The following is an 11454-nucleotide window of genomic DNA, read 5'->3' as shown; positions in this document are numbered from 1 at the left end:
CCTGCGCTTGCATCCCAGTGCCGTGCCATCCCTTGCCCCCCTGCGGTAAAGCGATGCGGGTCGGTTCCCGCGCTCGGTCCCTGCCGCTACAGTACAAAAGACCACGCGCGCGCGTCCCGGTTCGCGTGAGGGTCACCGCGGGGGTGGCTAACGGTCGGTCACAGATACGGCGTGAGCAGGCGCGCGGCCCCGTCACGCAGTTGGGTCGCGAGCGGCCGGGCACGGACCTCCTCGAGCGTCAGGGGGTGCGATTGCGCGCGCAGCGCGTCGGTCCAGCTGGCCAGTTCCTGGCCCAGTCCGGCGTCCAGGCATTCCAGGTTGAACTCGAAGTTCAGGCGCAGGCTGCGCGGGTCCCAGTTGGCGGAGCCAACCAGGGCCCACTCGCGGTCTACCAGCATCAGCTTGGCGTGGTTGAACGGTGGTGGTGTGAGCCACAGCCGGCAGCCGCGCTCCAGCAGTTCGGCCTGCTGCGGACGGCTGGCCCATTCCACCAGGCGCAGGTTGCTCCGGGCGGGGATCAGGATGTCGACTTGCACCCCGCGCAGGGCCGCGGCCTTCAGCGCCCCGGTGAGCGCCACGTCGGGCAGGAAGTACGGGGTCACGATGGTGACCTGTTCGCGTGCTTCGGCCAGCGCTGATTGCAGGGTGAAGTTCAGGACCTCGAAGTCCTCGTCCGGGCCGTCCGGCAGGCCGCGGCAGGCGCGCGCGCCGGCGGGGTCTACGGACAGCGGAAGCCAGAGCGGACCCTCCAGGCGTTCGCCGGTGGCGAATTGCCAGTCTTCCGCGAAGACCCGCTGCAACTGGGTGCAGGCCGGACCCCGCAGCTCGAAGTGGAGGTCGTGTATGGGGTGCGGACCGGGGTTGGTGTGGCTGTGGCCGCGGCGGATGTTCATGCCGCCGGTGAAGGCGCGGGCGCCGTCGATCACCAGCATCTTGCGGTGATTGCGCAGGTTGAAGGCGGCCAGGCTGCTCGGCAGGTGTACCGGCATGAAGGCGGCGGCAGGCAGGCCCACCCGGCGCAGCTGGCGCAGGGTGTTGCGACGGCTGTAGCGGGCGCCGATGGCATCGATCAGGATGCGCACCTGCACGCCCCGGTCCTGTGCCTGCTGCAGGTGGGCGACGAAGCGCTCGCCTACCTGGTCATAGTCGAAGATGTACGTGGCCAGGCTGATGCTGTGACGGGACGCGTCGATCGCGGCCAGCATCTGCGCGTAGGCGCGATCGCCGTCGAACAGCGGTTCGATCGCGTTGCCACCGACCAGGCGGAACGGGCTCAGGCGGTCCCCGGAATGCAGCAGGCGCTGCCAGCGTTCCGGTGGCTCGGCCAGGCTGGTCCCGTCGGTGCTGGGGTCGGCGATCAGATAGCCGTCGCGCAGGGCGTGGGCCCGCCGGCGAATACGATTGACGCCGAACAGCCAGTAGAGCAGCGAGCCGGCCAGGGGCAGCAGCACGATCAGCCCGACCCAGGCGATGACGGTCCCGGTATCGCGGCGTTGCAGCAGCGCGTGCACGACGCTCATCACCGCCAGGGCGAAGACGGCGATGGCGACGATACTGGCGGTCCAGCCTGTATCCGGCACGGACGGACTCCTTGTCGATGATGCGTTTTCCGACTGCACCCGTGGAACGCCGGGCGCGTGCCCGCTACAGTACGCGGGCCCGACCCGGCGTAAAACCCCGGCCCATCCACGTCCGCGAGACCGTCGATGACCGATATCGAGACCCCCAGCCTGTTCGCCAACAGCGGCGAGCAGCTGCCGCTGAAGGACTTCACCGAGAAGGCGTACCTGGACTACTCCATGTACGTGATCCTGGACCGTGCGCTGCCGCATATCGGCGACGGCCTGAAGCCCGTACAGCGGCGGATCATCTACGCGATGAGTGAGCTGGGGCTCTCCGCCACCGCCAAGTACAAGAAGTCCGCGCGCACCGTGGGCGACGTGCTCGGCAAGTTCCACCCGCACGGGGACTCGGCGTGCTACGAGGCGATGGTGTTGATGGCGCAGCCGTTTTCCTATCGCTATCCGTTCGTCGACGGGCAGGGCAACTGGGGGTCGCCGGATGATCCCAAGTCCTTTGCGGCGATGCGCTACACCGAGTCGCGCCTGTCGCGTTATGCGCAGCTGCTGCTTTCCGAACTGGGTCAGGGCACGGTGGACTGGGTGCCCAACTTCGACGGTGCGCTGGACGAGCCGAAGATGCTCCCGGCGCGGCTGCCGAATGTGCTGCTCAATGGCGGTTCCGGGATCGCGGTGGGTATGGCGACGGACATCCCGCCGCACAACCTGCGCGAGGTGGCCGCCGCCTGCGTGCACCTGCTGGAGCACCCGAAGGCAACGGTCGAGGAGTTGTGCGCGATCCTCCCGGCGCCGGATTTCCCCACCGAGGCCGAGATCATCTCCCCGCCGGCCGAGCTGCGAAAGGTCTACGAGACCGGCCAGGGCTCGATCCGGGCCCGGGCGCGCTACGAGCGCGAGGGCGACGACATCGTGGTGACCGCGCTGCCGCATCAGGTCTCCGGTGCCAAGCTGCTGGAGCAGATCGCCGCCCAGATCCGCGCGAAGAAGCTGCCGATGGTCGAGGACCTGCGCGACGAGTCCGACCACGAGCATCCGACGCGCCTGGTGATTACCCCGCGCTCGAACCGGGTGGACGTCGAGGGCCTGATGGCGCATCTGTTCGCGACCACGGATCTCGAGAAGACCTACCGCGTGAACATGAACGTGATCGGCCTCGATGGCCGGCCGCGGGTGCGCGACCTGGCAGGGCTGCTCGGCGAGTGGCTGCAGTTCCGGATCGAGACGGTGCGCCGGCGCCTGCAATGGCGGCTGGAGAAGGTGCAGGCGCGGCTGCACGTGCTGGAAGGCCTGCTGATCGCCTATCTCAATATCGACGAGGTGATCGCGATCATCCGCGAACACGACCGGCCAAAGCCGGAATTGATGAGCCGGTTTGGCCTGAGCGATATCCAGGCCGAGGCGATCCTGGAGCTGAAACTGCGCCATCTGGCGAAGCTCGAGGAGATGAAGATCCGCGGCGAGCAGGACGAGCTCAGCCAGGAGCGCGACCAGCTGGAGAAGACGCTGGGCTCCGAGCGCCGCCTGCGCACCCTGGTCCGCCGCGAGATCGAGCAGGACGCGAAGGAGTATGGCGACGAGCGGCGCTCGCCGCTGGTCGAACGCGCGGCCGCGCAGGCGCTCGACGAATCGGCGCTGGTGCCGACCGAGCCGCTGACCATCGTGCTCTCGGAGAAGGGCTGGGCGCGCGCGGCCAAGGGCCACGATGTCGATCCCCGCGGGCTCAACTACAAGGCCGGGGATGCCTTCCAGGCGGCAGTCATCGGGCGCAGCAACCAGCCGGTGGCGTTCATCGACTCTACCGGTCGCACTTACACCATTGCGGCCCACACGCTGCCGTCGGCGCGTGGCCAGGGCGAGCCGCTTTCCGGCCGGGTGAACCCGCCGGAGGGGGCGCGTTTTGTGGGCCTGGCCACCGGGGCGGAGGAGGACCGCTGGCTGCTGGGCTCGGATCACGGCTACGGCTTCATTGCCAAGCTGGGTGACCTGCTCGGCCGGCAGAAGGCAGGCAAGAACGTGCTGAGCGTACCGGCTGGCGCGGCCGTGCTGCAGCCGGCGCCGGTGCGCAACCCGCACGAGGATCACATCGCGGTGGTTACGACCCGCGGCTATCTGCTGGTGTTTCCGGCCGCGGGGCTGCCGGAACTGGCGCGCGGCAAAGGCAACAAGCTGATCGGCATCCCGTCCGCGGCGCTCAAGGATGGCTCCGAGCGGGTGCTCGGGGTGGCTGTGCTGGCGCCGCAGGACACCCTGGTCGTGCATGCGGGCAAGCGCTTCAAGGCGCTGGCCCCGGCGGAATGGGCCGAGTACGTTGGCGAGCGCGCGCGTCGCGGGCGTCAGCTCCCGCGCGGCTATCAGAACGCGGACAGCCTGGAGGTGCGCCCGGCCTGAACCCGCGCGTACCTGTGTGGTCTGTGAACGCGGCGGTGCTTGAATTTGGCCGCTGCGCCCCGACTATCGGTTCATCCCGTCGAGTTTATTAATTGGAGTACAGGAAAGCTTCATGAAACGTATCGTGCTGTTTCTGGCGACCAACTTCGCCATCCTGATCGTCCTTAGTATCACTCTGCGCATCCTCGGGGTGGAGAGCATCCTGGACGACCAGGGGGTCAATCTCGACCTGACCGCGTTGCTGATCTTCGCCGCCGTGTTTGGCTTTGGTGGTTCGTTCATCTCGCTGGCCATCTCCAAGTGGATGGCGAAGAAGACGATGAAGGTCCACGTGATCGACAAGCCACGCAACGCCACCGAGCAGTGGCTGCTGGAGACGGTCACCCGCCAGGCCCGCGAGGCCGGAATCGGGATGCCGGAGGTCGGTATCTACGACTCGCCGGACCCGAACGCCTTCGCCACCGGCATGAGCAAGAACAATGCCCTGGTCGCGGTCAGCACCGGGTTGATGCAGAACATGGGGCAGGGCGAGGTCGAGGCCGTGCTGGGGCACGAGGTGGGCCACGTGGCCAATGGCGACATGGTGACCCTGGCGCTGATCCAGGGGGTGGTCAATACCTTCGTGATCTTCCTGTCGCGCGTGATCGGTCACTTTGTCGATCGCGTGATCTTCAAGAACGAGTCCGGTCACGGGCCGGCATTCTGGATCACCGCCATCGTGGCCGAGATCGTCCTCGCGATCCTGGCCTCCATCATCGTGTTCTGGTTCTCGCGTCAGCGCGAGTTCCGCGCCGACGAGGCGGGGGCTCGCTTTGCCAGCCGCGAGAAGATGATCGGGGCGCTGGAGTCGCTGGCGCGCGCCTCCGGTCGCCCGGTGGACATGCCGGACCAGATGGCCGCCTTTGGTATTCGCGGCGGCATGGCCCAGGGGCTGAAGAAGCTGTTCATGAGCCACCCGCCGATCGAGCAGCGCATCGCGGCGCTGCGTGCCAACGGCTGACCGCAACCCTTTATGTGTACCAGGAGAGGGCCGCCCTTCGGGGCGGCCTTTTCCGTTTGCAGTGCCGGGGCGGCGGCCGGTCGGATCAGTAGTAGCGACCGCGTCCGGGTTCGCTGCCGGGGGCGGCGATGACGTCGTCGCCGACGAAGGGGTTGCTACGGCGCTCTTCGCCGAAGGTGGACTCGGGGCCATGGCCGGGGACAAAGCGGGTGTCGTCGCCCAGTGGCCAGAGCTTGCCGGTGATGGAGTCCAGCAGCTCACGCCCGTTGCCGCGCGGAAAATCACTGCGGCCGATCGCGCCATGGAAAAGGACGTCACCGACCAGGGCGAGCCGGCCCTCCGGATCGTGGAAGACCACGTGGCCCGGGGTGTGGCCGGGACAGTGCAGGACGTGGAGCGTGGCTTGCCCGAGCTCGATGGTGTCGCCATCGTCCAGCCACTGATCGGGCACCAGTGGCTGGACCTCGGAGAAGCCGAAGATTTGCGCCTGCGCCGGGAGCTGATCCAGCCAGAAGGCATCGTCGCGGTGCGGGCCGATGATCGGCGCGCCGGTACGTTTGGCCAGTTCGGAGGCTGCGCCCGCGTGGTCCAGGTGGCCATGAGTCAGCAGGATTTTTTCCAGGTGGACGCCCTGATCCCGCGCGATCCGTTCCAGGGCCGCGGCATCCGCGCCGGGATCGACCCAGGCCGCGGCCCCGGTGACGTCGCACCAGATCAGGGTGGCGTTCTGGGCAAGCGGGGTGACGGGGTGGCTCAGATGGCGAAGCATGGCGCTGGATCCGTGAACGAATTCGAATTTTGAAGGCTGGCTGGGGCTGGATTGCGCGCCCCCGGGAATAGATCCCGCGAGCGTGCGTCTTACGGGGTATGCAGGTCTTCAAGGGTACGTGATATGGCGATGCGGTGAATTTGCGACCCCCTGCGCATCCACCGGTTGACAAGAATATCGTCATATTAGAAGATTCGCATACGCTAATCACTGTCCCCCCTGTCAGTGGTTAGTGGACTCCTCCATCCTCCTTTGGTGGTTTTCTTGGCGCGGGCTTCGACCCGCGCTTTTTTTTGCCTGCGATTCGCGTCATGCCGGCCGTCGTGTCTACCATGATGGCCCCCGAAGACGCTGTGAATCGCCCTTCATGACTCGACGCCTGAACAGTCTGCGCACCGCGGTGTTGTCGTTCGTGCTGCTGCCCCTGTTGCTGTTGATGGCCGCGGTGGTGGCGCTGGGCCTGCATGAATTTCAGACCCAGATGGAAAACCGGATGCAGGAGGATATCGAGCTGGTGGCGCGCTCGATCCGCCTGCCTGTGGCCGGTGCGATGCTGCAGGACGACGCGGCCGGTGTGCAGCAGTCGCTGGACTCCCTGTTCCAGATCGAGGAGGTGTTCGGGGTCTATGTCTACGATGCCGACGGCCGGATGGTGGCAGCCAGTGGCCCGCCCAGTCCGACCCTGCAGCGTCGTGGCGAGGCGCAGGTCATCAGCGAAACCGGGAGCCTCGGGGCTTTCGGCGAACATCAGGGGCGCGAGACCTTTTCGTTCTTTCTTCCGTTGTCCGATCCGGCCGGTCGCATCGTGGGGCTGTTGCAGGTGACGCGCGACGTCACACCGTTCCGGGCCTTCGTCGCGCAGCTCCAGTGGCAGGGTGGGTTGCTGATGCTGGGGATTAGCGGGCTGTTTCTGCTGGTGGTGCTGTTCGGGTACCACCGGGCGGTGGGGCGGCATGTGTCTCGGTTGATGGCCGCGATGCGCGCGATTGGCGAAGGTCAGCGTGGATTGCGGGCGCCGGAACAGGGGCCGGCGGAGCTGCGCGGCCTGGCAGTCTCGATGAACCGCATGATGGAGCGTCGCGAGGCCTCGGAGGCCGAACTGGAGGCGCAACGCCTTGAGCAGGGACGGCTGGAGGAGAAGCTGCGGCACTCGGAGAAGCTGGCGGCGATCGGCCAGCTGGCGGCCGGCGTGGCACACGAACTGGGGACGCCGCTCGGGATTATCGCCGGTCGCGTGCAGCGCGCCATCCGGCACCTGCCGGAGGCGGATCCGGCGCGCACCGAGATGGAGGCGCTGAAGGCCGAGCTGGAGCGGGTGGAGACCATCGTGCGCCAGCTGCTGGACTTTGCCCGGCGCAATCCGTTGCAGGAACGCTCGCTGGATCTCGCGCAGCTGGTTGGAGATCTGGTCGAGCGTGTGCGCGAGCGGCATGCCTCCGGCGGGGTGGAATTCCGGCTCGAAGGCCCCGAGTTGACCATCGCCGCGGACCGCCTGCGTTTGGGCCAGGCCCTGGAGAATCTGCTGGAGAATGCCGCGCAGGTCGCCGCCCGCGAGGTCCGGGTCCGCTGGCATGCCTCGTCCGACCGGGTCGAGCTGGTGGTGGCGGACGACGGCCCCACGGCCGGGCGAGGGATAGACGATGAGCAGGCCGAACGCCTGTTCGAGCCCTTCTTTACCACCAAGCCCACCGGCGAGGGGACCGGGCTCGGGCTGGCGGTGGCGCAGGTGGCGCTGGAGGACCACGGGGGTACGGTGATGCTGGATCGCAGTGTCGCGGGGGAGACCCGTTTTGTCGTGCATCTGCCGGTGGCCGCTGGCGCCCAGGAGGATTCGCTTCGATGAGCAGCAAGGCACAAGTCCCCGCAACGCCCCCGGAGTCGGTCCTGGTCGTGGAGGACGATCGCGGGCATCGCGAGCTGCTGACCGAGGAGCTGACCGAGGCCGGCTACGCGGTTACGGCGGTTGCCAGTGCCGAGGATGCCGCGCGGGTGCTTGCGCAGCAGGCCTTCAGTCTGGTGGTGAGCGACCTGCGCCTGCCCGGCGCGGATGGCTTCCAGGTGCTCCAGGAGGCCCGCGCCCGGGTGCCGGCACCCGGGTTCATCATGCTCACGGGCTTCGGGACCATCGACCAGGCAGTGGCCGCGCTGAAGGCGGGGGCGGATGACTTCCTGACCAAGCCGGTGGATCTGGATCACCTGCGCCTGGCCGCCGACCGGGTGACCGAGGCGCGGCGTTTGAAGGACGAGGTGCGTCGCTATCGTGAGGTCCTTGCGCAGGCCGATGGCTTTCACGGCATGCAGGGCCGCAGTCCGGCCATGCTGCAGTTGTTCGACCTGATTCGGCGGATCGCGGCCGCCGACGGCAGTGTCCTGATCACCGGCGAGTCCGGGACCGGCAAGGAACTGGTGGCGCGCGCGCTCCATGCGGAAAGCGAGCGGGCCGGTGGTCCGTTCGTGGCGATTAACTGCGCGGGCATCCCCGAGGCCCTGCTGGAGTCGGAGTTGCTGGGGCACGTGGCCGGTGCGTTCAGCGGGGCCAAGGGGGCTCGGCGCGGCCTGTTTACCGAGGCCGACGGCGGCACCCTGTTCCTGGACGAGATTGCCGAGATGCCGGTGGCCATGCAGAGCAAGCTGTTGCGTCTTCTGCAGGATGGTCGCGTGCGTCCGGTGGGCGCCAACGAGGAGATCGCGACCGATGTGCGTATCGTGGCGGCCACGCATCAGGATCTGCAGGCACATATTGCCGACGGTCGTTTCCGTGAGGATCTCTACTATCGCCTGGAGACCTTTCGTATCGAGATCCCGCCGCTGCGCGAGCGTGGCGATGACATCGAACGCCTGGCCCTGCAGTTCCTGCGTCAGCAGGCCCTGGCCCGCGACCTGCCCGAGCGTCGCCTGAGCCCGGAGGCCCTGCGCGCGCTGGTGCGGTATCCGTTCCCGGGGAACGTCCGCGAACTCGCGAGTCTGATGGAGCGTGCCGCCACCCTGGCGGCCGGCGAGGTCATCGAGACCCGTGATCTGCCGGAGCGCGTATTCGAGGCGCCCGCCGAGGATCCCGGCGGAACGACGGGCGACCGGGCGGAGGGGGCGACGCCGGTACCGGGGATGGGCGACGACGGCCAGTGGCCGACCCTGGAGGAGCGCGAGCGCGACTACATTCGTCGGGTGCTGGAGCATGTGGACGGCAACAAGCAACGCGCTGCGCGGATCCTCGGCATCGGCCGCAAGACGCTGTACCGCAAACTCGGGGAATCCGACCCATCGTGACATCCTGACCCGGGTCGACCTGACCCATGTGTCATTCTGACCCGGTTTACCGTTGGGGCGTTCCCCGGCCCTTTCGGGATGATGAGAGCATAAGTCGCTGTTTCAAAGTGTTTTGTTTGTCTTTTTCCAATCTTGGCACGATGCCTGCTCCTCCTGGGACAGCAATCGAGGAATCGGAACCGCAGTGATGGACCATTCCTCCTCACACGGTTGCAACGAAATCGGGCGGGCGGACGATCGACCTTGAGTCGTCGCCGGCTTCGCCCCGAGATCCGAACGATCCAAAGGAAAAGGAGCAACATGATGAATATGCGCAAGACGATGCTCGCGATGGCCCTGACCTCCCTGTTTGCCGTGGGTGGAGCCGCCTCTGCCCAGTACGGCGGTGCCGAAGGTGGTGCCGGTGGGGGCGACATGGGCGGTGCCCAGGGCGGCCAGCCGCCGGCCCAGGAAGGCGGTGCCGGTGGCGGTGCTCAGGGCGGCCAGCCGCCTCAGGGTGGTGCCCAGGGTGGCGCGGCCCAGGGCGGTGCCCCGATGCAGGAAGCCCCCGAGGTGGATCTGAGCGAAGAAGACATCGACACTTTCGTAACCGCCTTCGTTGCGGTGCAGGAAGTGCGCGAAGACTTCGCCGACCGCCTGCAGAGTGCCGAGGACGAAACCGAGGCCCAGTCCATGCAGCAGGAAGCACAGGACGAAATGGTCAACGCGGTTGAAGACTCGGGCATGAGCGTCGAGGAATACAACGAAGTGGCCATGGCCCTGCAGAACGACCCCGAGTTGATGCAGGAAGTCCAGGAGCGCGCTGAAGCCCAGCTGTAACGGGCAGCGCAAAACCGCCCCGGGCATTGCGCCCGGGGGGTTGCAGGGGCCGGCCTTCGGGTCGGCCCCTTGTTTGTGTCCGGGGCATGCACGCGAATGTTCTGCACATTGATCCGTGATTCCCCCGAGGGCGGACGCCTTCGCGTCTCGGGAATTGTCCCTGTAGCTTGAATTGGGCAGAGGGAAGCGTTATTCTTGCGCGCTTTCTGAATCGCCCCGACCTCGGAGCATCGAACATCATGAGTACCATTAGCGCCAAGCCGGCCGAAGTCGAACGCGACTGGTTTCTCGTCGACGCCGACGGCAAGACCCTCGGTCGACTCGCCACGGAAATCGCACATCGCCTGCGCGGGAAGCACAAGCCCGTGTACACGCCGCATGTCGATACCGGCGACTACATCGTCGTGATCAACGCGGAGAAGATCCGCGTCTCCGGCAACAAGGCCATGGACAAGAAGTACTTCCACCATTCCGGTTACCCGGGTGGCATCAAGGAAGCCAACTTCACCCAGATGATCGAGCGTCATCCGGAGAAGGTGCTGGAGCTTGCCGTCAAAGGCATGCTGCCGCGCAACCCGCTTGGCCGGGCCATGTTCAAGAAGCTCAAGGTCTACGCCGGTACCGAACACCGGCACACGGCCCAGCAGCCGCAGCCGCTCGAAGTCTGAGCCGCCAGAATCAGCAAGGGAATCGATCCGAATGGCTATCAATCAGTATTACGGCACCGGCCGCCGCAAGACCGCCTCGGCGCGCGTCTTCCTGCGTCCCGGCACGGGCAACATCACGGTTAACGAGAAGCCGCTGGACGACTTCTTCGGCCGCAAGACCTCGCGCATGGTGGTACGCCAGCCGCTGGAGGCGACCGAGTCGACCGGCAACTTCGACGTGATCGCGACCGTTGAAGGCGGTGGCGGCAACGGCCAGGCCGGCGCGATCCGTCTGGGCATTGCCCGCGCCCTGGTGCAGTACAACGAAGACATGCGCCCGTCGCTGCGTCGTGGTGGTCACCTGACCCGCGATGCCCGCGAGGTGGAGCGCAAGAAGATCGGCCTGCGCAAGGCCCGTCGTGCAACCCAGTACTCGAAGCGCTAAAATTCGCGTCGAGTTTCGGGCTGCACCCGACCCGGTTTACTGGGGGATCGTCTAGCGGTAGGACTGCGGACTCTGACTCCGCCAACCCAGGTTCGAATCCTGGTCCCCCAGCCATTCATGGAAGAAGGCCCCCTTGTGGGGCCTTTTTTCATGAATGGCTGGAAGATTTCAGGATGAGAACCTGCAAGGTTCGACGGTGAGGCGTAGCCGAGCCGAACAGCGCCGTATGCGGCGCTGGCCCGAAGGGCGAGGCGCATAGCGCCGAGTAATCCTGGTCCCCCAGCCAAACATAGAGAAGGGCCCCCTCGTGGGGCCCTTTTCTATGTTTGTTTGAGCGTGTCCAGGGTTCGAACCTGGAAGGTTCGGCGAAGCGCGGCGAAGCACTGCGCGCGCGCAGCGTGTGCAGCCCCGAAGGGGTGAGGCGGCGCAACCGCCGAATCATCCTGGTCCTCCAGCCATGGCAACGATTCGGGCCAGAACGTTTCGGCACCGCCCCGCTGATTTGTGGACGCCGACCCTGCTTCCGGTCTCCCTGCCTT

At 66.7% G+C, this 11454-nt stretch carries 9 protein-coding genes, 1 tRNA gene and 1 other RNA gene; 9 read left to right on the top strand and 2 right to left on the bottom strand.

What is annotated here, in order from left to right; all coding sequences use genetic code 11:
* Positions 1-158: 158 nt before the first annotated feature.
* Complete coding sequence (cls, locus tag F618_RS0103590; protein WP_019567768.1) at positions 159-1580, bottom strand: cardiolipin synthase; 1422 nt, start codon at positions 1578-1580, stop codon at positions 159-161.
* Positions 1581-1706: 126 nt separating this feature from the next.
* On the opposite strand from cls, the gene parC reads away from it, so the two are divergent.
* Both parC and htpX read left to right on the top strand, forming a co-directional pair.
* The gene (gene parC / locus F618_RS0103585) at positions 1707-3968 is read left to right on the top strand and encodes a DNA topoisomerase IV subunit A (protein WP_018952095.1); all 2262 of its coding nucleotides are present in this window, start codon (positions 1707-1709) and stop codon (positions 3966-3968) included.
* Between the two features lie 112 nt (positions 3969-4080).
* On the top strand, positions 4081-4968 hold the full coding sequence (gene htpX, locus F618_RS0103580; protein WP_018168105.1) for a protease HtpX: 888 nt from the start codon (positions 4081-4083) through the stop codon (positions 4966-4968).
* An 85-nt stretch (positions 4969-5053) separates the two neighbouring features.
* Here htpX and F618_RS0103575 read toward each other — a convergent pair whose 3' ends face one another.
* Positions 5054-5737: an MBL fold metallo-hydrolase gene (locus F618_RS0103575; RefSeq protein WP_019567767.1), complete on the bottom strand. Its 684-nt coding sequence runs from the start codon at positions 5735-5737 to the stop codon at positions 5054-5056.
* 367 nt (positions 5738-6104) lie between these two features.
* On the opposite strand from F618_RS0103575, the gene F618_RS0103570 reads away from it, so the two are divergent.
* The 7 genes from F618_RS0103570 to F618_RS15340 all read left to right on the top strand — a co-directional run bounded on the left by F618_RS0103570 (position 6105) and on the right by F618_RS15340 (position 11201).
* Positions 6105-7580: an ATP-binding protein gene (locus tag F618_RS0103570; protein WP_019567766.1), complete on the top strand. Its 1476-nt coding sequence runs from the start codon at positions 6105-6107 to the stop codon at positions 7578-7580.
* The gene (locus F618_RS0103565; protein WP_019563805.1) at positions 7577-9004 is read left to right on the top strand and encodes a sigma-54 dependent transcriptional regulator; all 1428 of its coding nucleotides are present in this window, start codon (positions 7577-7579) and stop codon (positions 9002-9004) included. The genes F618_RS0103570 and F618_RS0103565 overlap by 4 nt, the downstream gene beginning before the upstream one ends.
* A 303-nt stretch (positions 9005-9307) precedes the next feature.
* A complete protein-coding gene (locus F618_RS0103560; protein ID WP_018168109.1) occupies positions 9308-9823 on the top strand; it encodes a DUF4168 domain-containing protein in 516 nt (171 codons plus the stop codon).
* A 239-nt stretch (positions 9824-10062) separates the two neighbouring features.
* Positions 10063-10491: a 50S ribosomal protein L13 gene (gene rplM / locus F618_RS0103555; RefSeq protein WP_018144106.1), complete on the top strand. Its 429-nt coding sequence runs from the start codon at positions 10063-10065 to the stop codon at positions 10489-10491.
* 31 nt (positions 10492-10522) lie between these two features.
* Complete coding sequence (rpsI, locus tag F618_RS0103550) at positions 10523-10915, top strand: 30S ribosomal protein S9 (protein WP_018144105.1); 393 nt, start codon at positions 10523-10525, stop codon at positions 10913-10915.
* A 40-nt stretch (positions 10916-10955) separates the two neighbouring features.
* Positions 10956-11029 (top strand) — tRNA-Gln (locus F618_RS0103545).
* A 36-nt stretch (positions 11030-11065) separates the two neighbouring features.
* A non-coding RNA gene (locus F618_RS15340) (RtT sRNA) lies at positions 11066-11201 on the top strand.
* Positions 11202-11454 lie beyond the last annotated feature (253 nt).

Source organism: Thioalkalivibrio sp. ALMg13-2, assembly GCF_000381185.1.
GTDB classification, from domain to species: Bacteria; Pseudomonadota; Gammaproteobacteria; order Ectothiorhodospirales; family Ectothiorhodospiraceae; genus Thioalkalivibrio; species Thioalkalivibrio versutus.
Note: the sequence above shows the minus strand (reverse complement) of the source record. Positions and strands in the feature narration are given on the sequence as shown.

Bases quoted from the DNA above. Each gene is read 5' to 3' on its own strand.
- parC (WP_018952095.1), top strand. From the start codon at position 1,707: ATGACCGATATCGAGACCCCCAGCCTGTTCGCCAACAGCGGCGAGCAG.
- htpX (WP_018168105.1), top strand. From the start codon at position 4,081: ATGAAACGTATCGTGCTGTTTCTGGCGACCAACTTCGCCATCCTGATC.
- F618_RS0103575 (WP_019567767.1), bottom strand. From the start codon at position 5,737: ATGCTTCGCCATCTGAGCCACCCCGTCACCCCGCTTGCCCAGAACGCC.
- F618_RS0103570 (WP_019567766.1), top strand. From the start codon at position 6,105: ATGACTCGACGCCTGAACAGTCTGCGCACCGCGGTGTTGTCGTTCGTG.
- F618_RS0103565 (WP_019563805.1), top strand. From the start codon at position 7,577: ATGAGCAGCAAGGCACAAGTCCCCGCAACGCCCCCGGAGTCGGTCCTG.
- F618_RS0103560 (WP_018168109.1), top strand. From the start codon at position 9,308: ATGAATATGCGCAAGACGATGCTCGCGATGGCCCTGACCTCCCTGTTT.
- rplM (WP_018144106.1), top strand. From the start codon at position 10,063: ATGAGTACCATTAGCGCCAAGCCGGCCGAAGTCGAACGCGACTGGTTT.
- rpsI (WP_018144105.1), top strand. From the start codon at position 10,523: ATGGCTATCAATCAGTATTACGGCACCGGCCGCCGCAAGACCGCCTCG.